The organism is Methylobacterium sp. A49B (assembly GCF_053346215.1).
The window spans coordinates 136,939-162,750 of record NZ_JBKFBO010000147.1; the positions used below are offsets into that span (position 1 = coordinate 136,939).

General features: G+C 69.9%; 19 protein-coding genes. 11 read left to right on the forward strand and 8 right to left on the reverse strand.

The annotated features are described in order from the left end of the window. Positions 1-37: 37 nt before the first annotated feature. Together ACLBX9_RS30750 and ACLBX9_RS30755 are read left to right on the forward strand one after the other, a co-directional pair. Complete coding sequence (locus ACLBX9_RS30750) at positions 38-1,132, forward strand: glycosyltransferase (RefSeq protein WP_447721572.1); 1,095 nt, start codon at positions 38-40, stop codon at positions 1,130-1,132. Further along, positions 1,129-2,172: a glycosyltransferase gene (locus ACLBX9_RS30755; RefSeq protein WP_447721573.1), complete on the forward strand. Its 1,044-nt coding sequence runs from the start codon at positions 1,129-1,131 to the stop codon at positions 2,170-2,172. Before ACLBX9_RS30750 ends, ACLBX9_RS30755 begins: the two co-directional genes overlap by 4 nt. 64 nt (positions 2,173-2,236) lie before the next feature. Here the strand turns inward: ACLBX9_RS30755 and ACLBX9_RS30760 are convergent, their stop codons facing one another. Then, positions 2,237-2,419: a hypothetical protein gene (locus ACLBX9_RS30760; RefSeq protein ID WP_447721574.1), complete on the reverse strand. Its 183-nt coding sequence runs from the start codon at positions 2,417-2,419 to the stop codon at positions 2,237-2,239. A gap of 177 nt (positions 2,420-2,596) precedes the next feature. Between ACLBX9_RS30760 and ACLBX9_RS30765 the strand changes: the two genes are divergently transcribed. From ACLBX9_RS30765 to ACLBX9_RS30780, 4 genes are all read left to right on the forward strand, one after another. Further along, a complete protein-coding gene (locus tag ACLBX9_RS30765) occupies positions 2,597-3,880 on the forward strand; it encodes an efflux RND transporter periplasmic adaptor subunit (protein WP_447721575.1) in 1,284 nt (427 codons plus the stop codon). A 9-nt stretch (positions 3,881-3,889) separates the two neighbouring features. Further along, entirely contained in the window at positions 3,890-7,027 is a 3,138-nt protein-coding gene (locus ACLBX9_RS30770) for an efflux RND transporter permease subunit (protein WP_010683768.1), read from the forward strand. Positions 7,028-7,111: 84 nt separating this feature from the next. After that, on the forward strand, positions 7,112-7,669 hold the full coding sequence (locus ACLBX9_RS30775; protein ID WP_010683767.1) for a DUF4337 domain-containing protein: 558 nt from the start codon (positions 7,112-7,114) through the stop codon (positions 7,667-7,669). 123 nt (positions 7,670-7,792) lie between these two features. Beyond that, a complete protein-coding gene (locus tag ACLBX9_RS30780; protein ID WP_010683766.1) occupies positions 7,793-8,320 on the forward strand; it encodes a phosphate-starvation-inducible PsiE family protein in 528 nt (175 codons plus the stop codon). Between the two features lie 124 nt (positions 8,321-8,444). On the opposite strand, the gene ACLBX9_RS30785 is transcribed toward ACLBX9_RS30780, so the two are convergent. Then, positions 8,445-8,963 (reverse strand): TspO/MBR family protein, encoded by a 519-nt coding sequence (locus ACLBX9_RS30785; protein WP_010683765.1) that lies wholly within the window; start codon positions 8,961-8,963, stop codon positions 8,445-8,447. Positions 8,964-9,063: 100 nt separating this feature from the next. Between ACLBX9_RS30785 and ACLBX9_RS30790 the strand changes: the two genes are divergently transcribed. Beyond that, entirely contained in the window at positions 9,064-10,269 is a 1,206-nt protein-coding gene (locus ACLBX9_RS30790) for a trans-sulfuration enzyme family protein (RefSeq protein WP_447721576.1), read from the forward strand. 194 nt (positions 10,270-10,463) lie between these two features. Here the strand turns inward: ACLBX9_RS30790 and ACLBX9_RS30795 are convergent, their stop codons facing one another. Continuing rightward, positions 10,464-12,137: a methyl-accepting chemotaxis protein gene (locus tag ACLBX9_RS30795; protein ID WP_447721577.1), complete on the reverse strand. Its 1,674-nt coding sequence runs from the start codon at positions 12,135-12,137 to the stop codon at positions 10,464-10,466. 397 nt (positions 12,138-12,534) lie between these two features. On the opposite strand from ACLBX9_RS30795, the gene ACLBX9_RS30800 reads away from it, so the two are divergent. From ACLBX9_RS30800 to ACLBX9_RS30810, 3 genes are all read left to right on the forward strand, one after another. Further along, entirely contained in the window at positions 12,535-12,990 is a 456-nt protein-coding gene (locus ACLBX9_RS30800) for a hypothetical protein (RefSeq protein WP_010683762.1), read from the forward strand. A 104-nt stretch (positions 12,991-13,094) separates the two neighbouring features. Further along, positions 13,095-14,024 (forward strand): AEC family transporter, encoded by a 930-nt coding sequence (locus tag ACLBX9_RS30805; protein ID WP_010683761.1) that lies wholly within the window; start codon positions 13,095-13,097, stop codon positions 14,022-14,024. Positions 14,025-14,133: 109 nt separating this feature from the next. Next, a complete protein-coding gene (locus ACLBX9_RS30810; protein WP_447721578.1) occupies positions 14,134-15,363 on the forward strand; it encodes an acyl-CoA dehydrogenase in 1,230 nt (409 codons plus the stop codon). Positions 15,364-15,439: 76 nt separating this feature from the next. Here ACLBX9_RS30810 and addB read toward each other — a convergent pair whose 3' ends face one another. Further along, positions 15,440-18,616, reverse strand: a complete 3,177-nt coding sequence (addB, locus tag ACLBX9_RS30815) for a double-strand break repair protein AddB (protein WP_447721579.1) — start codon at positions 18,614-18,616, stop codon at positions 15,440-15,442. A 128-nt stretch (positions 18,617-18,744) separates the two neighbouring features. Then, positions 18,745-20,241, reverse strand: coding sequence for an FAD-dependent tricarballylate dehydrogenase TcuA (tcuA, locus tag ACLBX9_RS30820; RefSeq protein WP_447721580.1), 1,497 nt, complete (start codon positions 20,239-20,241; stop codon positions 18,745-18,747). A gap of 121 nt (positions 20,242-20,362) precedes the next feature. On the opposite strand from tcuA, the gene ACLBX9_RS30825 reads away from it, so the two are divergent. Beyond that, positions 20,363-21,016 (forward strand): GntR family transcriptional regulator, encoded by a 654-nt coding sequence (locus ACLBX9_RS30825; RefSeq protein WP_447721581.1) that lies wholly within the window; start codon positions 20,363-20,365, stop codon positions 21,014-21,016. Between the two features lie 8 nt (positions 21,017-21,024). On the opposite strand, the gene tcuC is transcribed toward ACLBX9_RS30825, so the two are convergent. From tcuC to ACLBX9_RS30840, 3 genes are all read right to left on the reverse strand, one after another. Continuing rightward, on the reverse strand, positions 21,025-22,332 hold the full coding sequence (tcuC, locus tag ACLBX9_RS30830) for a tricarballylate/proton symporter TcuC (RefSeq protein ID WP_447721582.1): 1,308 nt from the start codon (positions 22,330-22,332) through the stop codon (positions 21,025-21,027). Positions 22,333-22,356: 24 nt separating this feature from the next. Further along, positions 22,357-23,739: a 2-hydroxycarboxylate transporter family protein gene (locus ACLBX9_RS30835; protein WP_447721583.1), complete on the reverse strand. Its 1,383-nt coding sequence runs from the start codon at positions 23,737-23,739 to the stop codon at positions 22,357-22,359. Positions 23,740-24,215: 476 nt separating this feature from the next. Continuing rightward, on the reverse strand, positions 24,216-25,812 hold a 1,597-nt coding region (locus ACLBX9_RS30840), incomplete at its 5' end, for a porin (RefSeq protein ID WP_447721584.1).

Genomic DNA, 25,812 nt, shown 5'->3' on the forward strand with positions numbered 1-25,812 from the left:
TCCTCCGCCGTCGGTGACGGTGCCACGGAGATACGACATGACCACTGAAGCCGCCGTCCCGACGCCGACCACTTGCGTCGTCTGCATTCCGGCACGGAACGAGGTTGAGCGCCTGCCGCGCCTGCTTGCCTCGCTGGCCGCGCAGGAGAGCGTCTCCGCTCGGACGCCGCTGCGGGTGGTGGTCCTCGCCAACAACTGCACGGACGGGACCGTCGCGGCCGTCCGCGAGGTCGAGGCCTCGGGCCTCCTCGCGAGCCTCGCGCTGCGGATCATCGACGTGACCCTCACAGGATCGGAGGCCCATGTCGGCACCGCGCGGCGCATGGCGCTCGATGCCGGGGCCGACTGGCTCGCCGACGACGGGAACCCGGACGGCATCCTCCTCACCACTGACGCCGATGCCCGCCTCCCGGCCGGCTGGGTCGCGGCCAACCTGCGCGCCCTGCGAGCCGCCGACGTGGTCGGTGGGCGGCTCGTGATCGATGACGACGACGCGGCGGATCCCGATCTCGCGGCCCTGCACGCGCGCATCGAGCGCTACTGGTCCGGGGTCCGGCGCCTGGAGGATATCCTCGACACGCCGCCGCACGACCCCGCACCCCGTCACGGCGACCATACTGGCGCGAGCCTCGCCCTCCCGGCAGGCCTCTATCGTGCCGTCGGGGGCCTGCCAGCACTGCCCTGCGGCGAGGACAACGCCCTGGTCGGGCTTCTGCGCGCGAACGGTGCCCGCCTGCGCCACTGCCCCGACGTGCAGGTGATGGTCTCGGACCGCCGCCAGGGCCGGGTGTCGGGCGGCATGGCCACCGAGATGGCCCGCCGCGCCCGCGTCCTCGGCGGCGAGGCCTATGCCCTGCCCGAGGCGGCCCATTGGAAGGCGCTGATCCTGCGCCGGGCGGCGCTGCGCAGGGCCTTCCACCTTGCGCCCCCGGCCCGCGCCGCGGCCTGCGCGCGGCTCGGGCTCGGCGCCGAAGATCTCGCATCCGTCGGCGGTTGCCCCAACGACATCGCCTTCGTCGAGCGCGCGGACCGGATCCTCGAATCGCGCAGCCCGCCCGCACGGGAATGCCCCCTCGACCAAGCGCTCGCGGACCTCGACACCTTGGCCCTCGCTCTCAGGGACGCGGCGTGACCCGGGGGATCGGCTGGTACGTCCACCATCAGGGCGCGGGCCATCTGCAGCGCGCCCGCTGGGTGGCCGCCGCCCTGCCCCGCCCCTGCACGATCCTCGGCACGCTCGCCAGATTTGATACGGCCGGGCTCGATGTCATCGACCTCCCCGACGATCGCCCCCTCAACGCGGACGCATTCGACGGCCGGGACGGCGAGGCCGAGCGGCCGGACGCCCTGCACTATGCACCCCTGAACCATCCGGGCGTGCGCGCCCGGATGACGCGGATCGCCGAATGGATTCGGCAGACCGAACCGGCGCTCCTGGTGGTGGATGTCTCGGTAGAGGTCGCGCTGCTGGCGCGCCTGCTGTCCGTGCCGACGCTGGTGGTGCGGCTCGCCGGCACCCGCACCGACCAGCCCCATCTCGAAGCCTTCCGCAGCGCGGAGCGGCTGCTCGCGCCCTTCCCCGAGGCGCTCGACGGCATGGTCGTGCCGGACTGGATCCGGGCCAAGACACAGTACGCGGGCTTTCTCGGCGCACCGTCTCAGCCGGTCGACGAGGTTGGCCATGACCTCGTGGTGGTGTTCGGCCGGGGCGGCGCGGGCGGCGATCTCGCGGATCTCGCCTCGGCGGCCCGGGCCGTGCCGGACAGGTCCTGGCATGTTCTCGGGCCCGTCTCCGGCTCCGGTCAGCTGCCCGAAAATCTACACCTGCACGGCTGGGTCGCCGACGTGGAGACCCGAGTGGCGCGGGCGGCCCTTTTGATTGGCGGCGGCGGCGACGGCCTCGTGGCGCTCGCGGCGGGTCAGGCGAAGCGCTTCATCTGCTTGCCGGAGGATCGGGCCTACGGCGAGCAGACCGATAAAGCGGCAGCGCTGGCACGGCTCGGGGCCGCGATCGTGCATGAGGGCTGGCCCGACGCTTCCGCGTGGCCGGAGCTGATCCGGGCCGGCTTGGCGCTCGATCCGTCGGTGATAGGAAAGCTGCACCGCTCGAACGCGGTGGCCGCGTGCGCAGACGCAATCGAAGATCTGGTCGGGCGGCTCGGCGGGCCGTGAGGCCTGCCCGGCCATGACGGAATTGGACGTCGCATCCCGAGACGCGGCGTGCTTAACGAAATCTTTACGAGATCAGGTCGAGCTTCGCCGCCTCGATCCCCTCTGCCCGGATTGAGTCCGGCAGGGCCATGAAGTCGCGGTAACCGGCCTCGCGGGCCATGGCGTCAAGGGCCGTCTGCTCGTCGTCGGCCGCCCCGGTCCAGAGCACGGCACCGCTCGTCTTCTGCTTGATCTGAAAAATGCTCATCCACCCCTCCCCGGACAGGCGAAAGTCCAGCACGCGAATAACGTGTCTATTCCTGGCTGGTTGCAGGTCCAGAATTCTAAATCGCTGCTTCCTTCAGCGTGGCACGACCTGCGGCGCGCGGATCGGGGACGGGCCCGCGCGAACGCGCTATGCCCGCCCGGGACAAGGACCCACGCCATGAAAACGCCGGCCTATGCAGCGAGGGAGTGCGAATACCAGTCGAGCGCCAACTGCGAGGCTCCCGTCGTGAACACCCTCCGTTGGCGCGCGTCGCGCCTCGGCCTCCTGTGCGGGCTCGCGTTCCTTGCCGCGGTTCCGGCGCGGGCCGTCGAAACCGCGGCCGTCCCCGACGCCGCGGCCATCGCGCCCGCAGTCACGGTCGTCCCGGCCGCGAACCGCGAGATCGTCGAGCGCGCCGTCGTCACCGGCACGCTCGTGCCCCGGGACGAGGTCCTGGTCTCACCCGAGGTCGAGGGCCTGCGCATCACCGATCTCCTCGTCGAGGAGGGAGACCGCGTCACCAAGGGACAGGTGCTGTCCAAGCTGTCGCTGGAGATGATCGTCACCCAGGAAGCCTCCAACGCGGCGGCGATCGCCAGGGCCGAGGCGGCGATCGTCCAGGCCCAGAGCCAGATCGTCCAGGCGGAGGCGGCCAACGTCGAGGCCAAGCAGGCGCTGGAACGCGCGCAGGCGCTCGCCAAGACCGGCAACGCCACCGCGGCGGTGCTGGAGCAGCGCGTCTCGGCGGCGCAGGGAGCCCAGGGGCGTCTCGCCGCCGCCAGGGGCGGCCTGCAGTCGGCCCAGGCCGACCTCGCCACCGCTCGGGCCGCTGGGGCCGAGATCGCGCTGCGACGGGCTCGTACCGACATCCGCGCCCCCGAGGCCGGGATCGTCAACCGCCGCACGGCACGGGTCGGGGCCACCGCCACCGCGGCAGGCGAGCCCCTGTTCCGTCTGATCGCTCGGGGCGAGATCGAGTTGGAGGGCGAGGTACCCGAGACGTCGCTGGCCCGCCTGCAGGTCGGCAATCCGGCCAGCCTCGACCTCGACGACGGACGAAGGCTCTCCGGCAAGGTGCGCCGGGTCTACCCCGAGGTCGACCGGGCGACGCGGCTCGGCAAGGTGCGCATCCGGCTGGGCGACGACCCGGCCCTGCGCATCGGTGCCTTCGCCCGCGGCAACGTCGAGGTGGCGCGCCGCACGGGAGTCGCCGTACCGGTTTCGAGCCTGCTCTACGCCGCCGACGGCCGCGCCAGCGTGCTGGTGGTGAAGGACGGGCGCGTCGAAGCCCGGCCGGTGACCACCGGTCTCTCGGCCGAGGGCTTCACGGAGATTCGCGCGGGCGTCGCGGCCGGCGAGAGCGTCGTCGCCCGGGCCGGCAGCTTCCTGCGCGACGGCGATCGGGTGCGCGCCGTGCCGTCGGCCGTGAGCACGCCGATGGCCGACGCGGCCCCGCGGTAGGACCGAGCCATGCGCCTCAACGTCTCCGCCTGGGCGATCCGGAAGCCCCTGCCCTCGGTGGTGCTGTTCCTCGTCCTGATGATCCTGGGGCTCGTGAGCTTCCGCGCCCTGCCGATCACGCGGTTTCCCAACATCGACATCCCGATCGTCTCCGTGACGATCACCCAGTCCGGCGCCGCGCCGGCCGAGCTCCAGACCCAAGTTACCAAGTGGGTTGAGGATTCGGTCGCCGGCGTGAAGGGCGTCAAGCACATCCTCTCGACCATCACCGAGGGCACCTCCACCACCACGATCGAGTTCCGCCTGGAGGTGAACCAGGATCGGGCGACCAACGACGTCAAGGACGCCATCGCCAAGATCCGCCAGAACCTGCCGCGCACGATCGACGAGCCGATCGTCTCCCGCGTGGAGATCGCCGGCCTGCCGATCATGATCTACGGCGCCTCCGCGCCCGCCATGACGCCCGAGGACCTGTCGTGGTTCGTGGACGACGTGGTCGCCCGCGGCCTGCAGAGCGTGAAGGGGGTCGGCGGCGTCGAGCGCCTCGGCGGCGTCGCCCGGGAGATCCGCGTCACCCTGAAGCCCGACCGGCTGCTGGCGCTGGGCATCACCGCCGCGGACGTGAACCGGCAGCTCCGCCTGACCTCCGCCGACATGGCCGGCGGCCGCGCCGAGGTCGGCGGCCAGGAACAGTCGATCCGGGCGCTCGCCGCCTCGGCGAGCCTCGAGACGCTGGCCAAGACCTCCATCGTGGTGCCGGGCAACCGCAAGGTCCGGCTCGACGAACTCGCGACCCTCGCCGACACCGCCGAGGAGCCCCGCACCTTCGCGCGCTTCAACGGCGAGCCGGTGGTCGCCTTCGCGATCTCCCGCGCCAGCGGCGCCAGCGACGCCGACGTGTCGATGGGCGTCGCCAAGAAGATCGCGGCCCTGCACGCGGCCAATCCCGACGTGCGCTTCGACCTGATCGATACCAGCGTCGACAACACCATCGGCAATTATCACTCGGCCATGATGGGCCTGATCGAGGGCGCCGCCCTGGCGGTCGTCGTGGTGCTGCTGTTCCTGCGCGACTGGCGCGCGACGCTGATCGCCGCGGTGGCCCTGCCCCTCTCGGTGCTGCCGACCTTCTGGGTGATGAGCGCGCTCGGATTCTCGCTGAACGCCGTGAGCCTGCTGGCGATCACGCTCGTCACCGGCATCCTGGTGGACGACGCGATCGTGGAGATCGAGAACATCGTCCGCCACATGCGCATGGGGAAGTCGCCCTATCGCGCGTCCCTCGAAGCCGCCGACGAGATCGGGCTCGCGGTCATCGCCATCACGGCGACGATCATCGCGATCTTCTCGCCGGTCTCCTTCATGGGCGGCATCGCCGGCCAGTACTTCAAGCAGTTCGGCCTGACCATCGCGGCGGCGGTGTTCATGTCGCTGCTCGTCGCGCGGCTGATCACGCCGCTGCTCGCTGCCTACTTCCTGCGCGACCACGGTCCGGACCACGAGCGCGACGGCGTCGTGATGCGCGGCTACACCCGCCTCGTGGCGTGGTCGGTCCGGCACAAGTTCATCACGCTGGTGCTCGGCATCGCGTGCTTCGCCGCCTCCATCGCCTCGACGGGCCTGCTGCCCGCGGGCTTCCTGCCGGCCGAGGACCAGGCCCGCACCCTGTTCGTGGTCGAGCTGCCGCCCGGCGCCCGCCTGCCGGACACCGTCCAGGTCTCGGACCGGATCGTCGACAAGATCCGCGCGCTGCCCGAGGTGAAGAGCGTGTTCGTGGACGGCGGCCGTCAGCTTCCGGCCAAGAAGGAGGTGCGGCTCGCGAGCCTCACCATCAATCTCACCCCGAAGAACACCCGCCACCGCACCCAGAAGCAGGTCGACGCCGAGGTGGCGGCGATCCTCAGGGAGGAGCCGGACCTGCGTTTCTGGGCGCTCCGCGAGGGCGGGCAGCGCGACCTCGCCCTCATCATCGCCGGCCCCGACAAGGCCGTGGTGGCCGAGGTCGCCGCCAAGCTCCAGCGCGAGGCGCAGCAGGTCCCGCACCTCGTCAACGTCATGTCGACGGCGCCGCTGGACCGGACCGAAGTCCGGATCCGGCCGAAGCCCGGGGTGGCGGCCGATCTCGGCGTCTCGACCGACACGATCGCCGAGACCGTGCGGGTCGGGACGATCGGCGACATCGGCATGAACCTCGCCAAGTTCAACGCCACCGACCGGCAGATCCCGATCCGCGTGCAGCTCCCCGAGAGTCTGCGCGGGCGGCTCTCCGACCTCGAGACCCTGAAGGTGCCGGTGAAGGGCGGCACGGCCGTGCCCCTCGCGACCGTGGCCGATATCAGCCTGGGTCAGGGGCCGACCGGCATCGACCGCTACGACCGGGCCGTGCGCGTCGCCCTCGAGGGCGACATGCAGGGCACCGACGCCCTGGCCGAGCTGATCTCCAAGGTCATGAACCTGCCGACGGCGAAGAACCTGCCGCCGGGCGTCACGATCAGCCAGACCGGTGATGCCGAGGTGATGGGCGAGGTGTTCGAGGGCTTCGCACTGGCCATGGGCGCCGGCCTGATGATGGTCTTCGGCGTGCTGATCCTGCTGTTCGGCAACTTCCTGCAGCCGCTGACCATCCTGTTCTCGCTGCCGCTCTCCATTGGCGGCGCGATCCTGGCGCTCCTGATCTGCCACATGCCGATCTCGATGCCGGTGGTGATCGGCATCCTGATGCTGATGGGCGTCGTGACCAAGAACGCCATCATGCTGGTGGATTTCGCCGTGGAGCAGATCCACGCGGGCGTCGACCGGACCGTCGCCATCGTCGATGCGGGCCGCAAGCGCGCCCGGCCGATCGTGATGACCACCATCGCCATGGCAGCCGGCATGGTCCCCTCCGCGATGGCCTTCGGGATCGGCGGCGAGTTCCGCTCACCCATGGCGGTGGCGGTGATCGGCGGGCTGATCGTGTCGACCGTGCTGTCCCTGGTCTTCGTGCCGGCGATCTTCGTGCTGATGGACGACCTGTCGCGTCTGCTGAAGCGCCTGTTCGGCCGCTTCGTGGGCGAGCGCGACGATCCGGAGGATGCGCCCGCCTTCGATTCGGGGCATCCGGCCAATGACGGCCGTCCGGCGCCGCCGCGGGTCGCCGCGGAGTAGGACCAAATCGGCGGCGCGCATTGCGCGGCGCGGCACGATGGGCTGTGACTGAGCCCCGTCGAATCAACGGAGACGCGCGGAACGATGTCGGGTGGTCACGGGGCGGTCGAGGGGTCCAACAAGCGCGTGGCGCTCCTGATCTCGGTGCTGGCGCTGTTCCTCGCCTTCAGCGAGACGCTGGGCAAGGCATCCCAGACGGATTCGATCGGCGCCAACGTCGAGGCCGCGAACCAGTGGGCCTATTTTCAGGCCCGCACGATCCGCTCGACGGTCCTCAAGACCGCCGACGAGGCGTTGGCGCTGCTGCCGCCGGGTCCGAACCAGGATGCGATCGCGGCCAAGCGCGCCGAATGGGCCAAGACCCTGGCGCGATGGGATTCCGAGCCCTCCACCGGCGAGGGTCGCAAGGAACTGTCCGAGAAGGCCCGGGTCTCGGAGGGCCGGCGCGACCTCGCGCTGCTGCGCTACCACCATTACGAGCTGGCCTCGGCGGCCTTCCAGATCGGCATCGTCTTGGCTTCGGCCGAGGTGATCACCGGCATCAGCCTGCTGGTCTTCGCCGGTGGCTTCCTGGGGCTGGCCGGGGCGGCGCTCCTCGGCTTCGGCTACCTCGCGCCGCACGCGCTGCCGTTCTTCCACTGAGCGGCCTCAGCCGCCGGGAGCGACGTAACGCCACCCCCGATCCCGATCCCTTGAAGCTGCGCGTCGCCGGACTGGACGCGCGGATCGGAAGCTGATCGTTTCGGCACATTCCAGGGGGGAATGATGTCGGAACACTCAGAAGACCAGGGTCGCCTGACGAAGATCGCCAGCGCGATCTTCCTGCACACCGAGCACGCGATCTACGCGGCGCTCGGCATCCTGCTGGCGCTGACAGCCCTCGTGGCGCTGATCGAAGCCGCCGGCATGACTTGGGAGGCGATGAAGGCGCTCGGCGGCGCGCAGCAGATCCTGGAGGTGATCGACCGGCTGCTGTTCCTGCTGATGCTGATCGAGATCCTGCATACGGTCAGGGTCTCGATGCGGTCGGGAACGCTGACCTGCGAGCCGTTCCTCATCGTCGGGCTGATCGCCTCGATCCGGCGGGTGCTGGTGATCACGCTGCAATCCTCGGAGATCATGCACGCCAAGGACTGGTCGCCCGAGAAGCAGGCCCTCTTCCAGGCGTCGATGATCGAGCTCGGCGTGCTGGCGGGTCTGATCCTCACGATGGTCTTCGCGATCTTCCTGCTGCACCGCGCCCGCGATGACGGCAAGCCCGCGGGCGAGGAGAAGCCCGACGACGACGCCTGACGCCGGCGCGCCAGGAGGCCGACGCCTCCAGGGGGCGTGGCCGCGCGCAGCCCGCGTGCTCGCGGACGGCGCCGCCTGCCGGCGGCGACTCGCGTCCGCGCGTACCTGAGGGGCGGTTCCCAGCTCAATTCATCCGCAGGATCGCCGCGTTGAGGAGCGTCGCGAAGGCCACCCAGGCCGCGTAGGGAACGAGAAGCCAGCCGGCGACCCGGTCGAACCGCCATGTCAGCCGGATCGTCCAGAGGACCATCACCAGCAGCATCGCCACCACGATCAGCCCGGCGCCGATCGCGTGGGCGGTGAAGAAGACGGGCGTCCAGGCGGCGTTCAGGGCGAGTTGCACCAGGAAAGCGGCCAGCGCGAGCCACCAGCCTTCGCGGCTCGGCCCGGTCCGCGGCATGGCGCCGAGCAGCCGCCAGAGCGCGACCGCGATCATCGTGTAGAGGATCGTCCACGCGACGGGGAAAACCCAGTTCGGCGGGTTGAACACCGGTTTGTTCAGCCCTGCGTACCAGCCCGGGATCTCGGCCTGCGTCGCCACAGATCCGACGGCCGCGGTGGCCGCCACCGGCAGGATCGCGGCGGCGAGCCGCAGCCAGCGCGGCATGGGCGATCGTCCGGGGACTTGTGTCGCGGCGGTCATGGTCGTCCGTCTCCCCGAGACGCGGGTTGGGTGGGGTCGTGGCTTGTCGGGGCCCACGCGCCGTGGCACGCGCCCGTCTCCATCCGCCGAGATTCGCCAGATGTCACAGCCTAACGCGCCGCAGGGGCCGTCGGATACCCGAGTCGAGGCGGCGCCGCATCTGACGCGCCGCAGCCTCGCCGCGCAGGCGATGGGCCGGATCGAGCCCGTGACCCGGGCGGTGGTGATGCCGCTCCACGTCTCCACCACCTTCCTTCGAGATCCCAACAACGGCTACAGTTCGGGCTACAGCTACGCGCGGCCCGACAATGCCACGGTGCGGGAAGCCGAATCCGTCCTGGCGATGCTCGAGGGCGCGGAGGCGGGCGCCCTGCTGTTCGGGTCCGGGATGGCGGCAGCGACCGCGGTGTTCGGCGCCCTGGAGCCCGGCGACCACGTGGTCGCCGGCACGGTCATGTACTGGGCGCTGAAGCGCTGGCTGCGCGAGGAGGCGCCTCGGCGCGGGCTGACCCTCACCGTCGTGGAGACGGACGATCTCGGCGCCCTGCGCGCCGCGATGCAGCCCGGCCGGACCAAGCTCGTGTGGATCGAGACCCCCGGCAATCCGCTCTGGACGATCACCGACATCGCCGCTGCGGCTGAGATCGCCCACGCGGCGGGCGCGCGGCTCGCGGTCGACTCCACCGCCGCGTCGCCGGTGCATACGCGCCCCCTCGAACTCGGCGCCGACATCGTGATGCACTCGGCCACCAAGATCCTGAACGGTCATTCCGACGTGGTGGCGGGCGTGCTGGCGGGCGCACGGGCGGACGCGTTCTGGGAGCGGGTCCGCGGGATCCGGGCCGGCAGCGGCGGCATCCTGGGTCCGTTCGAGGCCTACCTGTTGATGCGGTCGCTCCGCACCCTGCACCTGCGCGCGGCAGCGCAGGCGGCGGGCGCCCAGCGGCTCGCCGAGCGCCTGAGCGGACACCCGCACGTGACCCGCGTTCTCTACCCGGGGCTTCCGGACGATCCCGGGCACGCGGTGGCCCGCCGCCAGATGCGGGACGGGTTCGGCTTCATGCTGTCGATCCGGGTCGCGGGCGGCGAGGCCGGCGCTGTCGACACGGCGGCGCGGGTGCGGCTGTGGAAGCGGGCGACCTCCCTCGGCGGCGTCGAGAGCCTGATCGAGCACCGCGCTTCGGTGGAAGGTCCGGGCAGTCCCTGCCCGCCGGACCTGCTGCGGCTGTCCGCCGGCATCGAGGACATCGACGATCTGCACGACGATCTCGATTGCGCCCTGCGCGGCGCGCATTCGGCCCCCTGAACGGACGTCACGGGGCGCCCGACGCGCCTCGGCGGGCGACGACGTCGATCCGGTGCCGCGCAACGAGCCCGGGATCCGGCGACGCCGGGGCGCCTGGACACAACGCCGCCGCCGGGTCCGTGCGACCCATCCGCGGGATGCCTCCTGATTCTTCTCTCCGCCCTGTCGATGCAGCCGTCTCCCGGCCGGTCCGGTCAGGCCGCCGTGACGTCGCCCAGAAACACGCCGACCTCCTGCGTCAGGGTCGCCGCGTGGCGGGACAGGCCCTGGGCCGCGTGGAGGACTTGGGCGGCCGCCGCGCCGGCCCGGCTCGCGCCGTCGCTCACGCCCGCGATGCTCCGCGTCACCTGCTCGGTCCCGCGGGCCGCCTCCTGCACGTTGCGGGTGATTTCGCGGGTGGCCGCACCCTGTTCGTCCATCGCGGCGGCGATGGCGGTCGCGTAGCTCGACATCTCGCCGATGATCCGGCCGATCCCCTCGATATCGCCGACCGCCTCGTCGGTGGCGGCCTGGATCTCGCCGATACGCGCGCCGATCTCGCCTGTGGCCCTCTCGGCCTGCTCGGCCAGCGCCTTGACCTCGTCGGCCACCACCGCGAAGCCCTTGCCGTGCTGTCCGGCCCGCGCGGCCTCGATCGTGGCGTTGAGCGCCAGCAGATTGGTCTGGCGCGCGATGCCGGCGATGACGTCGACAAAGGCGGCGATGCGTTCGGCCGTGGTGGCCAAGTGACGGACCGTGATCCCGGTGCGCGTCGCGCGCTCGACCGCCCGGTCGGCGATCTCCGCCGACCGGGTCACCTGCTCCACGATCTCCTGCACGGAGGTCGCCATCTCCTCGGTCGCGGACGCGACGGTCTGCACGTTGCCGGACGTCTGCACGGCGGCGCCTGCCACCGTGGCGGCCTGCTGCGTCGCCGCGCCGGCAATGCCGGCCATCGCCTCAGCGGTCGTCTCCATCTCGGAGGCGGCGTCGGCCAAGCTCCGTGTCATGGCCGAGATGGTCGCCTCGAAGCGCAGCGTCACCGCATCGAGCCGCGCGGCCCGGTGCATCTTGGCCGCGTTCTCGACTGCGGCCGCCTCGTCGGCCGCGCGCTTGGCGATCATCGCATCCTTGAACACCTGCACGGCGCGGATCATCGCGCCGATCTCGTCCCGCCGCTCGACGCCGGTGACGGTCACGCTCAGATCCCCGGAGGCCAGCCGGCCCATCAGCACCGTGGCGCGATCGAGCGGCCGGGTCACCCGCGCTAGGACGGCATGCAGGCCGAACAGGATGGCCAGGCACGCTGCCGCCAGAAGGATGATCAGGACCAGCCTGGCCAGGGAAGCGCTGGCCTGGGCCTGCTCGTACTCGATCTGCGTTTCCCGGAGCTGCAGTGACCGCAGTTGCACCAGCGCGGCGGCGGTCGGGGCCATCATGTGGTTGAGCGCGAGGTGGGCGGCGGCGTAGCCGTCGAGATTGCGGGTGCGCAGACGCTCGAGAATGTCGGCGACGATGACGGCGTTCCGGCCGATCTGCGCCTCCATGGCGGCCGCCAGCCCCTTCTCCTCTGGAGTCAGATGGCTCGTCAGATAGGTGGCCCATTGCTGCTTGATGCTGGCGAGACCCGCTTCGATCAGCCTTGTCGCGTCAGCTGGGTCGGCAGCGGCCTCGCGCACGGTCCGCGAGGCGTCGACGATCGTGTCGTAGGCGTCGCGGATTGCCAGGAACTGGCCCAGCGGGACGACCCGATCCGCGTAAACGGCCTGGAGGCTGCGGTTGCTGCGCGACAGGGCCCATTGGCCGATCAGGTCGGACGCCAGCAACAGAGTCCCGAGCAGAGCCAGCAGAATGACAAGACGACTCTTGATTGTATTGAACACGGCCATGATCACTTTCCGACCCCAAGCGGCGGAAGGTGACATTACCCCATCCCACAGCGCGATCCGCAACATAATCGGTTCATCATTTCGGCACTACGGATGTGTCGCATCACGGCCTGCGAAATATTTCACGCAATCACGGCGGATTTATACTTCATTTTAATCGGATATATTAGCTCATTGTATCACGAAGATTTCGAAATCGCGCTTTTAGAGCCCTGTTGAAACTTGACAGCCGGAATGGATTTCGGCCCCGTCAGCCAGATCCGCCAGACTGCAGCGAGGCCCGGGACGGGCACCGTGATGGATCGGCCGTTGGCCAGGCGGGTGCCGAAACGGGCGCTGGCGCGTTCAGACCGGGATGCCTTCTGCGGGCGCCTCTCGACTGTGAGCCTTGAACGCCATGAGACCCCTCCCGTTTGCAATCACCGCCATCCTGATCGCTGCCCCAGCATGGGCCGACACGGTGCCGAACCTCGACGTCGAGAAGACCTGCAAATCGGCACAGGTCACCAACACGTCCATCAGCGACCAAGCCAACTACGACGGCTGCCTCCGCTCGGAGCGGGAAGCGAAGAAGGAGGCCGAGCGCCAGTGGGGCACCTACAGTTCCGCCGCCAAGCGGCAGTGCGAGAACCAGTTCAAGGCGGGCGGCTACCCGTCCTACGTCGAGATGGTCACGTGCCTCGAACTCGCTTCCGGCACGGTCCCGACCCAGAGCAACGAGGGCGGCCAGGCCGTGGGCGGTCCGGGCTCGCCGCGGGACGTCAAGGCGCAGCGGGAGGGTGCCGCCAACCTGACCAAGGAGCCGCCCGCGAGCCAGCGCACGGACCCGATGAAGGTGCTGGAGAGCAAATGATGTGACGCGGCCGGCGCTGGCGACCCATTCCCCCGGCGCCGACGCTTGAGAAAGCGGCGGCGTGCTATGGGCGGGCGACCCGTCCCCGCACGCCGCCCTGATCCGTGAACGCCCTCGCCATCATCGCCCCGATCTTCGGGATCGTCCTGATCGGCTGGGCGGCCGCCCTCGCGGGCCTGCTTTCCGAGAAGGTGAGCGACGGCCTCTCGGAATACGTCTTCGCGGTCGCCGTGCCGGCGCTGATCATCGCGACGCTGACGAAGCCCGGGATGAGCGGAACCGTCGCGTGGTCCTACTGGGTCGCGTATTTCGGCGGCGCCGGCATCTCGTGGCTCGTCGGCACCCTGATCGCCCGGCGACGCGCCGGAATCGAGCGACGGGGTGCGATCCTCCACGGCTTCGCGGCGAGCCAGTCGAACACCGTGTTCGTCGGCGTGCCGATGATCCTCCAGGCTTACGGCGAGGACGGGGCCTTCCCGTTGTTCATGCTGCTGGCCGTCCACCTGCCGCTGATGATGGGCAGCGCCACCTTCCTGATCGAGTCCGATTCGGGCCTGCCCGTGCTGGCGCGGATCCGGGGCCTTGCCCTGGTGCTGCTGCGCAATCCGATCTTCGTGGCGCTGCTGATCGGCATGGCCATGAAGGCCCTCGGCCTCGCGCCCATCGGCATCGCGAAGGCGCTGATCGACGCCTTCGCCGGCACCGCCTCGACCTGCGCGCTGGTGGCGCTCGGCGCCGGGCTGAAGCGCTACCGGGTGCTGTTCGACCTCAAGGGTGCCGTGGTGATCGCGCTCCTGAAGAACCTCCTGCATCCGCTGGCGGTGTGGGTGCTGGCCTTCCACGTCTTCGCGATGCCGCCGGCCTATGCGGGCGTCGCAACCCTGTTCGCCGCGATGCCGGTCGGGATCAACGCCTACCTTCTGGCGGCGCGCTACCGGACCGAGACCGGGATGGTGGCGGCCTCCGTGCTGGTCTCGACCCTGCTGGCGCCGCTCACCACCGTAGCGTGGCTCACGCTGCTCGGCCGGGCGTGACGGCGGGGCTCCGGCGTCACCGTGCGCGTTGGACGACGGCTCTCGCGGGACTAGGGTGTGCCCAAGCGCGGGTCCCCGAGGTCCGCCGCATCCTTCGCGAGGAATCCCCATGAACGCTCCGATGCGCCCCCCGGGCAGTGCCTCCCCGTCGGCCCCGGCCTCGCCGCGCTTCGTCTGGGATGATCCTTTCCTGCTGGAGGACCAGCTCACCGAGGACGAGCGGGCGATCCGCGACGTGGCCCAGAGCTTCGCACAGGAGCAGCTCCTGCCCGGGATCGTCGAGGCCTACGCCACCGAGAAGACCGATCCGGGCCTGTTCCGGAAGATGGGCGAGCTCGGCCTCCTCGGTGTGACCCTGCCGGAGGAGTACGGCTGCGCGGGCGCCTCCTACGTCGCCTACGGGCTGGTGGCGCGGGCGGTCGAGGCGGTGGATTCGGGCTATCGCTCGATGATGAGCGTGCAGTCCTCCCTCGTCATGTATCCGATCCACGCCTACGGCTCGGAGGAGCAGCGGCAGAAGTTCCTGCCGAAGCTCGCCTCGGGCGAGTGGATCGGCTGCTTCGGCCTCACCGAGCCCGACGCCGGCTCGGATCCGGCCGGCATGAAGACCAAGGCCGAGAAGGTCGACGGCGGCTACCGGATCTCGGGCGCCAAGATGTGGATCTCCAACGCCCCCTTCGCGGACGTGTTCGTGGTCTGGGCGAAGTCCGAGGCCCACGAGGGTGCGATCCGCGGCTTCGTGCTGGAGAAGGGCATGAAGGGGCTGTCAGCGCCGACCCTCAAGGGCAAGCTCAGCTTGCGCGCCTCCACGACCGGCGAGATCGTCATGGAGGGCGTCGAGGTCGGCGAGGACGCGCTGCTGCCGAACGTCTCCGGACTGAAAGGTCCGTTCGGCTGCCTCAACCGGGCCCGCTACGGCATCTCCTGGGGCGCGATGGGCGCCGCCGAGGATTGCTGGCACCGCGCCCGCAACTACACCCTGGAGCGCAAGCAGTTCGGCCGGCCGCTGGCGCAGACCCAGCTCGTCCAGAAGAAGCTCGCCGACATGCAGACCGAGATCGCGCTGGGCCTCCAGGCCTCGCTGCGGGTCGGGCGGCTGATGGACGAGAACAAGATGGCGCCCGAGATGATCTCGCTGGTCAAGCGCAACAATTGCGGCAAGGCGCTCGACATCGCCCGCACCGCCCGGGACATGCATGGCGGCAACGGCATCATGGGCGAGTACCACGTGATGCGCCACGCCCAGAACCTCGAGACGGTGAACACCTACGAGGGCACCCACGACGTCCACGCCCTGATCCTCGGCCGGGCGCAGACGGGGCTGCAGGCGTTCTTCTGAGGCTCGGGGACGCGCCTCCCATCCGCGCCCTCATCCTGAGGTGCGGGTGGGATCCCTCTGAAGCGACGGGGTGGGGTCACTCCCCGCCCTCCTCGCCACCGAGCGACCATTCGAGCACCCGGGCCAGGTGGTCGTAGGCACCGTACTGGCTGGCATATTGCGGGTAGGGCCGCGCCGTGTAGGCCGCCTCGCCGGTCATGAACCGGGCTACCAGTTCCCGCAGCCGCGCGGCGTGCTCGGCCACGATCGCCTCCACGCCGCGCTCCTCGCCCCGGGGCGGCTTCACCGGGATCGGGACGAAGGGCTTCCGCCCGCCCGAGGCGTGAACGTAGAGCAGGTCCGGCGTCGTCGGAACGGCCGGCAGACCCGCGAAGGCGCCGTGCATCAGCATCGCCGCCTCCAGGGTGAGCTGCGGCGAGAATCCGGAGAAGATCATCTTCCCGGAGGGCGGCGTCCCGGTCTTGTAGTCGACGATGCAGGCGGTACCGTCCGGCCGCAGCTCGATCCGGTCGGCCCGGGCGCGGAGCGTGAAGGCCTCGCGCCCCATCGGGATCACCCAGCGCCCGGACACCTCCGGGAAGACCCCGGTCAGGCCGGGCCGGCGCTGCGCCTCCCAGTCGAGATAGGCCGAAGCCATGCGCTCGTAGCGCGGCCACCACTCGGCGTAGAGGTTGGGGTACTCCGCCTCGATGTCGCCGAAGGCGTTGACCGCGAGGTTCAGCAGCCGCTCCGCCGAGTCCGGCGGCAGGTCCGTCGAATGGCGGGCGGCGAATGCCGCGAAGACGTCGTGCACCAGGGAGCCACGGGTGGCGACGCCCGGCGCCGCCGCCAGCGGTTCCAGGGGATCGAGCCCGAGGACGTGGCGGGCGAAGATGCTGTAGGGGTCGCGCACCAGCGTCTCGATCTCGGTGACGCTGAGGGAGCGCGGGAACAGGGCCGGATCGGGCTTCGGCGCCGGGCGCTTCAGCCGCGGCTCGGGAGGGGCGGCGTCCAGCCGGGCTGCGAGGGCGGTGAAGCGGCGGCCGGCCGTCAGGACCGCGTCCCAGCGAGCGTCACCCGAGAGCGCGCGCAGGCGCTGGATCAGGCGCGACGGCACCGTGGGCGCGCCCTCGCGCTTGAGGGCCCGGGTGATGATTGCATCCCGGCAGCCGAGCGCCTGCACGAAGTCGTGCGCCATCTGCCCGATCCGCCGCTCAGGCGGATTCAGGCCGACGCGCTCGCGCATGGGCCGGTTCAGGAACGAGTCGGTCAGCGTGCGCACCGGCCAGACGCCCTCGTCGAGGCCGCCGAGCACCACCCGGTCGACCGAGAGCAGCCGCGCCTCCAGCAGGCCGAGGATGCGAAGCCGTGGATGCGGCGTCTCTCCGGCGCAGGCGACGGTGCGCTCGCGGGCGAGCGCGGTGAAGAAGGTGGCGTAATCGTCGAACCGGCCGGGCATCAGGCCGGGCTCGGCCATCTCCAAGTCGTCGAACAGGGCATCGAGGCAGGACAGCGAACCGTCCGGTTCCACCTCTGGCTCATCCTCCGGCACATCCTCCGGGCCGGCGATCAGCCGGTCGAAGGCCTCCCGGTGGCGGGTAGCCGTCGTGACGAGATCGCAATCGCCGGCTCCATCCGGCCCCGGAAAATCCCGGAAGACCAGATCCAGCCGGACGAGCAGATCGGCGGCCAGCTCCCAATCGATGTCCTTCAGGCGTCTCTTGGCCCGTGGCCGATGCTCCGGGGGCCCGGCCCTCTCCGCGGCCAATGCGGTGCGCAGACCGTCGAAACCCGGGGCCGGAACCGGACCGCGCAGCAATCCGATCTCGAGGGCTGCGGCGCCCCGGACCACGTCGGCCCGCTTCATTCCGAGGAGGACCATCGGATGCGACAGCAGCGCGATCAGCCGCGCGGGGATCGCGTCCGCTTGATCCCGGGCGATATCGGCTGCGAGTTCGGCCGTGAGCCGGGCGAGTCGTCCGGCGGGACTACCGGCGAGGGCCAGTCCCGCCGAGTCCTCCGCCACGATGCCCCAGCGCAGCAGCTCGACCGCCACCCGGCCGGCGAGCCCCCGGTCCGGTGTGACCAGGGCGGCGGTGGCCCCGGGCCTCTGGAGCGTCTCGCGGAGCGCCACGGCTGCGACCAGGGCCTCTTCCCGCTCGTCGGCGGCCTCCGCGAGCGCCAGACCGTCGAGGCCGAGCCGGGCTACCGCGTCGCGCGCTTCCGCCTCCAGGGCGGCCCAGGCGTCGGTGGTGTCGGCCGGCCTAAGGGCCTGGGACAGCAGGGCAGCCCGCGCCGCCTGACCAGGATCGGGCGCGCCGAGCGGGACGATCTCCGCGCGGTCGAGGCCGAGGTTTTCCGCTCCGAGGAGCCGGTGCAGCACCGCCTGCGGATGACCGTGGGCGATGACCCGGGAGAAACCCTCGCCGGTATCGATGCCGTCCCAGCCTGCGGCATCGAGATCGAGGTCGAGCCCGGGCAGCACCACCGCGCCCCGCGGCAGCCTCGCGACGGCGGCGATCAGGCGGGCCGTCGCGGGGACCGATCCGAGCGAGCCGGCGACGATCACCGGATCGGAGACGACACCGCGCGACAGCCGCCGCTCCTCGGCAAGGATCAAGCCCCGGGCGCGGGCCACGGGATCGGCGAGACCCCGCTCGGCCAGGAGTTTCGGCCAGTTCTCGGCGGCGATCTTCACGAAGTCGAGCGTCAGGCCGAAATAGCGCGAATACTCCGCCTCGACGGCGGCGCCGATCTCCGACCAGGGCAGGCCCTCGACAGTGAGGGCGTCCATCAGCCGTTCGAGGTCCGCGGCGAGCCCGACCGCGTCGGCGGGGGAAGACGGGACGAGGAACGGCACTTCGGCGTCCAGCGGCAGCAGGGTGCGATCCACGGTCTTGGCCCAGGCCTGGACGAGGCGGGCGAGGATCAGCCGGCGCTCCAGCGGCGGCATCGGAGTGTTCAAGGGATCGGCGTTGGCCTCCAGCAGGGGCTCGGCGGCAAGGTCCAGTTCCGCCTCGTCGGCCTCACCGAGGGGTATCATCCGGGGCAGCAGGGTGGCCTGACCGGGTGCATCCCGGCCGAGGCGCTCGGCGAGGATCGCGGCGAGCGCCCGGGCTGCGCGGCGGGTGGGCAGGTAGATCGTGACCGCGGCGAGTGCCAGCGGATCGTCCGTCACCGGCCCGACGAGCCGACCGGAGAGCAGCGCCTCGGCCAGAGTCGGCAGGAACGGGACGCCGCGGGTGATGGTGAAGACGGCCTGTCGGGCGGGCATGACGGGGGTTCTACGCCCGGCACGCGGCCGCGGACAGGGGGCGATGGGTTGGTGCGGATCCGCAAGGCTCTGCCACGCGCCCTCCCGCCTCTTCCGGCGGGCGCGCGCGGCGCGTTACCGCGGCGCTCTCAGCTCCTGGATCCCGTCGCGGCGCCGTAACCGGCCCGCCGGCCGAAAACGACGCCGGACGTGAGCCCCGAGCCCCCCGGATAGCCATTGAAGAATACACCGCCCACCATCTCGCCGCAGGCGTACAGGCCGGGGATCGTGCTGCCGTCCTCGCGCTTCACGCCGCCATCGTCGCCGACTTCGACGCCGCCATACGTGAAGGTGATCCCGCCGGTGACCGGGTAGGCCTTGAACGGGCCCGTCTCGATCTTCTGCGCCCAATTCGATTTCGGCAGGGCGAGCCCCTTGGTGCCGCGCCCGTCCTTCACGGTCGGGTCGAACGGCACCGCCTCGTCCACGGCGGCGTTGAAGTCCGCGATGGTGCGCTTCGCCGCCGCCCGGTCAATGCCGTCGAGCTTGTCGAGCAGCCCGTCCAGGGTGTCGGCCTCGACGAAGTGGGCGTCGTGGAACCGGTACTCGCTGTAGAGCAGGTGATCGACCTTGGCGTCGAAGATCTGCCAGGCGATGTGTCCCGGCTGTTCCATGATGGCGCGGCCGAACTGGGCATAGGTGTAGTTGCGAAAATTCTTGCCCTCGTCGACGAACCGCTCGCCGTTCGCGTTCAGCATCAGTCCCAGGAAGTAGCAGATCTTCCGGTAGTGCTTGCGCTCACCGTGCGGCAATTCGAGATTGCCGTAGTCGGGGGTGTGGAGGTCCATCGGCGTCGCGTGGCAGCCGCCGTAAAAGCCGTGGGCCTTCGCGCCCAGCGCCAGGGCCATTTCCAACCCGTCGCCCTGGTTGTGCGGCGTGCCGCGGACCCGGGCCTTGTCCCAGCCTTCGCCGATGAAGCGCGTCCGCAGGGCGGCGTTCGACTCGAAGCCGCCGCAGGCGAGCACCACCGACTTGGCGTGAAACGCTCCCTGCGGCGTCTCCACGCCGACGACCCGCCCGTCCTCGACGATGAGCCCCTTTGCGGGGCAGCCGTAGCGGATCTCGCCGCCGGCCTTGGTAAAGGCCTCCAGTTCCGCCCGGGCGAGGCCGAAGCCCTCGTCGTGGGTGGCCAGCGTCAGGCCGCCCCAGAAGACGAAGCGTCCGTCCTTCTCGAAGGACTGACGGGAGTAGATCGGCTCGAACTTCACCCCCTGTGTGGCGAGCCAGCGCAGGGCCGCACCGCTCTCGTCGATCAGGATGCGCTGCTCGCGCGACAGCGGCCGCCCGTCATTGAAGCCGAGGAGATCCTGCTCGAACGTCTGCGCCGTGTAGGCGCCGAAATCCGTGCGCGGCAGGCGCGGATCCTCGGGGTCGACCAGCAGCGGGACCAGGTCATCGTTGCCCGCGTAGACGAACCGCATGGCACCGGCGGTGTAGGCCGTGTTGCCGCCGGCGAGATCCTGCTCGGCCTTCTCAAGCATCAGCACCGAGGCGCCGCGCTCCAGAGCGGCGAGACCAGCGCTCATGGCGGCGTTGCCCGATCCGACCACGACGACATCCCAACGATCACCGCCAGCCCGCTGCATCGCCATCTCCTCGCTCCATGAAAGATTATTGTATACGACTGCATGCAATCTATCGCAACCATCATGGGCGCGTTTCGGAGCGGACGCTTTCACGCTATGGCCAAGCCGAGGAGAGGCGGTCATGAAGGCGGTCGAAGCGGAGCGCTCCAGCGGAGCCGGTGCCTACGAGCGTCTGCTGCGGGCGATCGAAGAGGGTGAACTCGTCCCCGGCAGCCGCCTGCGCGAGGCCGAACTTGCGGAGCGGTTCCAGATCAGCCGCACGCCGGTGCGCGAGGCGCTGGGACGTCTGGAGGCGCAGGGCCTCGTCGCCCACGAGCCGCACCGGGGCGCCAGCGTCGCACAGCTCGACTACGGGCAGGTCAGCGAGCTCTACGACCTGCGCGAGGTGCTGGAGGGAACGGCAGCACGCCTCGCGGCAATTCACGCCAGCGCGGTCGAAACCGAGATTCTGGAGGAGATGGTCGTCCGGGACCGAGGGCTGCTCGGCGACGCGCCGGCGTTGGCGCGGACCAATCGGCTGTTCCACCGCCAGATCCACGGGGCGGCGCGCAACCGCTTCCTGCAGGGCACGCTGGAGACGATGCGCCTGTCGCTGGTGCTGCTGCCCGGCGCCACCACCCTGGCCGCCCCCGAGCGGGCCGCGGAATCGCTCGCTGAACACGCCGCCATCGTGGCGGCGATCCGCGCCCACGACGGGGACGGCGCCGAAGCCGCGGCCCGGGCACATATCCGGGCCGCCTTCAAGGCCCGGATCCGGATCTGGCAAGAGAGCTGAGCGGTGCGTCAGGCGTGGGCGGGGACGCGCTCGATGCCCGGGCGCCCCCGGAACAGGGCCAGGGTCGCGATGATGCCGCAGGCGGCGGCCGCCATCAGCCAGTAGCTCGGTGCCGCCCGGTCGCCGGTCTGGTCGATCAGGTAGGTCGAGACCATCGGGGTCGCGGTGCCGAACAGGGCGGTGGCGAGGCTGTAGGCCAGGGAGAAGCCGCTTGCCCGGACGTGGGCCGGCACCACCTCGGACAGCGAGACCACCATCGCGCCGTTGTAGACCCCGAAGAAGAACGAGAACCACAATTCGACGGCGAGCATCTTGCCGAAGGTCGGGTCGGCCACGAGCCAGTGCAGGGCCGGATAGGTCGTCAGCAGCGAAAGGGTCGAGATCGTCAGCAGCACCGGCTTGCGGCCGATCGCGTCCGAGATCGCCCCGCCGACCGGCAGCCAGATGAAGTTGGTGATCGCGACGCACAACGTCACGATCAGGCTGTCGGTCTCGGTGAGCTTGAGGACGTTCTTGCCGAAGGTCGGGGTGTAGACGGTGATCATGTAGAAGGTCACCGTGGTCATCGTCGTCAGCATCATCCCGAGCAGCACGATCCGCCAGTTGGCCGCGACCGTCGCCAGGATCTCACGGGTCGAGGGATGCCGGGTCCGCTTGGCGAAGGCCGACGTTTCCTGCAGCGAGCGCCGGATGAAGAAGATGAACGGCACGATCAGGCAGCCGATGAAGAACGGGATCCGCCAGCCGAAATCACCGATCTGCTGCTTGCTCAGGAAGGCGTTCAGCCCGTAGCCGATCAGCGCGGCGAACATGATCGCCACCTGCTGACTGGCCGACTGGAACGAGGTGTAGAAGCCCCGCCGCTGCGGCGTGGCGATCTCGAACAGATAGATCGAGACGCCACCGATCTCGACGCCGGCGGAGAAGCCCTGCAGCAGGCGCCCCGCCAGCACGATCAGCGGGGCCGCGACGCCGATGGTGCCGTAGCTCGGGCAGAAGGCGATGAGCACGGTGCCGCTCGCCATGATCGCCAGCGTGACGATCAGGCCCTTCCGGCGTCCGATCCGGTCGATATAGGCGCCGAGCACGATTGCCCCGAGGGGGCGCATCAGCGCGCCGAGCCAGAACGTGCCGAAGGTCAGGAGCAGCTCGGTGGTCTCGTTGCCCGCGGGGAAGAAGGCCCGCGAGATGTAGGTGGCGTAGAAGCCGAACAGGAAGAAGTCGAACATCTCCAGGAAGTTGCCGCTCGTCGAGCGGAGGATCGCCCCGATCCTGGACTTGAGGGTCGCCTCGACGGCACCTGGATCACCGGCCATGTTGCAACGCTCCCTGGGTGCCGCTCAGGCACCGATCCACTTCATGGCGATGATCGTGCCGGTCACGGTGAGCGCACCGCCGATGCGGGTCGCGATCTGCGCGAACGGCATCAGCGCCATGCGGTTCGCCGCCGTGAGGATCGCCACGTCGCCGGTGCCGCCCTGCCCGCTGTGGCAGGCGTTCACGATGGCGGTCTCGATCGGGTACATCCCGAGCCAGCGGCCGACGAAGAAGCCCGTTACCATCAGCGTCACCACCGTCGACACGATCGTGATCAGGTTCACCAGGGTGAACGCCGCCATCAACTCGTTCCAGGGCGTGAGCGCCACGCCGATGGCGAAGAGCAGCGGGTAAGTCATCGAGACCTGAACGAACTTGTAGACCACGAAGCCGCCGGCCTGGAGATGGGGCGACACCGCGCTGGCGAGCTTGGCGAACACCGCCAGGAACAGCATCGCCACCGGCGCCGGCAGGCCGACCATGTGGTGGGCCATGACGCCCAGCAGATAGAGGGTGATGGCCGTCAGCCCCGCTGCACCGATCGTGGCGGGGTCGATCTGGCCCCGCGCCGCCTCGGATTTGGCCTGGGCATCGCTCGACTTGATGCCTTCGGAATCGGGCTGCAGGCGCCCCTCACCGGTGAGGTGGGGATATTGCTTGCCCACGTAGTTGAGCGTGCCGGACAGGATGATCGCGGTCAGCGATCCCAGCATCACGGGCGGCAGCACCTGCGCGAAGACCACGCCCTGTTGCATCCCGAGGATCGCCGCGTATCCGATGGAGAGCGGGATCGCGCCCTCGCCGACACCGCCCGCCATGATCGGCACGACGATGAAGAAGAACGTCTTGTAGGGTCCGAGGCCCAGCAGGGTGCCGACCAGCGTGCCGACGAGGGCGGCCGCCACCGAGCCGACCGCGAGCGGCGCGAAGATCTTCAGGAAGCCCTTGATCAGGACGTCGCGATCCATGCCGAGGATCGAGCCGACGATGATGGTCGCGATGTAGATGTAGAGGAAGTTGGTGAACTTGGTGAAATCTGTGATGGCCTTGACCATCTGCGGCGGCACCAGGGCGTAGTAGACGAGCGCCGACGGGATGAAGGTCGCGAAGATCGCGCCGGCGCCGATGTTCTTCAGGACCGGGATCCGCTTGCCGATCTCCGCGCAGGTGAAGCCGCCCATCACCAGCACGGCGATCATGGTCGGTCCGTCAGGCTTGATCTCGCCCTCCTGGACCAGCACGCCGATCAGGATCGCCAGGATGAGGTAGACCGGGAGCGGTATGATGCCGATTTTTGCATCGACCAGGCGCCACCAGCGATCGGGCCAGAACCGCGCCGCGCCCGCCTCTGCCGCCCGACTCTCGACCGGTGGTGGTGCAGAGCGTGTTGTGGCAGTGCTGGTCATGGCGTTCCCCCGAACATCCCCACACCGTGCGCCGACCACGTCACGATCCGGAACGCCATCGCGCTCGCGACCCGTCGAGGTCAGCATCACCGGCGGCAATAAAGTGACATTCGGCGTATCAGCGCCGCCGGGGGGCGGCAACGCGTTCTGGAACAAAGCGCGCGACCTGTCGCGCGCGCCGGGATTAAGGACGTCTGATACTCCTCACGATTGCCACAAGGCCGGTCCTGGCCGCCCTGGTTGGCGAAGGCTGGTCTTGAGGTCCAGCTCCGTCTACCCCTGCGCACGCAAACGCAGCGAAGACGATCCGGCAGGCTTCCGGAGCGCGCCCGCCGACGTCGAATCGAAGCCTTTCGCCCGATCGCGCACGAAAAAATGGGCCCGGCGCGAAGCCAGGCCAGGAAAGCCGCCTCGGTGCAGAGGCGGCTGCACGGGAGCCGGCGCGGAGATCAGGATCCCCGCACCGACATCCTCAATCAGAAATCGCGCTGGACACGGACGCGGACCATCGAGGCCGAGTCCTGCGTCGCGGTGCGCGGCACGAAGGTCCCATTGTTGATGCCGGCAACGTTGGAATAGGCGGTCGGGCTCTTGTCGGTATCGATCGCCCGGCCGCTCTTCAGGCCGATCTGCGTGTAGAAGGCCTCCACGCCGATATCGAGGTCCTTGACCGGCGACCAGATCACGCTGCCGCCCGCCACGAACTGGTAGGTGTCGCGAAGGGCTTGGCTCAACTGGTAGAAGCGCGTGCCCGGAACGCCCACGGCGTTGGCGCCGAAGGTGTTGGTACCGTTCGGGTTCACGAGATTGAAGATCGCGCCCTGGGCCCGGCGCGCACCCTGCGCGAAGCTCTGCTCGCCGTAGGAGCCGAAGAAGGCCGAGCGCCATTCCGGTGACCAGTAGTGCAGGTACGCCGCGGTCGCGGTGAAGCTCTGCGAGGTCTGCAGCTGGCCGGTGATCGGGTTGATCGTCGCATCTGCGAAATACTGGGCGAACTTCTGGCCCTGGATGGTCGCGGTGCTCTGCGTGTACGAGCCGGTGTAGGCGGAGTAGCCGGTGTAGAGCTGCGCGCCCTCGCCGTATGCACCCTGCAGGTAGAGGGCGTCGCCGGGCGCGATGAAGGGCGTGTTGACCTTCAGGCCGCCCTGCACCGCCCAGCCGAGCAGGCTGTTGGTGTGCGGGATGCTGACATTCGATCCGGTTCCGGAGCCGGCGCCGTTGGCGACATTGCCGACATTCAGCTCGTGCGAGGCGGCCGAGATCTGGGCCGAGCCCCAGGCCTGATCGACGCGCAAGGCTCCGACGAAGTCCGGCAGGCGCTCCCGCTGGATCGCGTCGATGAAGCTGTACCGCGACGGGACGCCGTTGGTGTAGCCGATGAAGACCGGCACCGGCGAGTTCGATTGGGCGAAGTTCGCGAGGTTGGTGTTCACCGTGACTCCCGCCGGGTTGACCGTCGGCGAGAAGATCGGAGTGCGGCGGAAGACCGGGTCTTCGACTGAGAGCGTCGCGGACACGCCGTTGCCGATGGTGGCTGTGTAGGCGAGCAGGTTGGTCGACGCGTTGTCGGAGCCCAGCGTCGAGCCGCCCAGCTCAAAGTCGTGAGCGTAGAAGTCGAAGAACGAGGACGCGCGACCGGCGGTCAGGCCCGCGAACTGAATGAACGCCTTGTCGACGTTCGAAAATTGCTGGTCGCGGCCGAAGCTGTCGACGCCCAGGCCCGGGAAGGCCTGGCCGATGCGCTGCTGCGTGCCGGAGGTGCCGACGAGGGCGTAGCCGGTGCGGGCACCGGCATCGAGGCGCACGAAGGCGCGCAACGTGCCGTAGGCGGTCTGGGTACGGGCATCGAGGTTGATGCGCAGCCGGCCCTGATAGCCTGACGTATCGCCGCCGTTGCCATTCTGGCGCGTGTAGCTGGCCTGGTAGCCGCCCTCGAACCGGGCGCGGCCCGAGAGACGCAGGCAGGTGTCGGTGCCGGGAATATAGAAGAAGCCGGCGCCGTAGGCGGAGCAGACGCGGACGTACTCGATCGGAACCGCCTTCTTGACCGGCAGGTCGGCGGCGTGCGCGGCG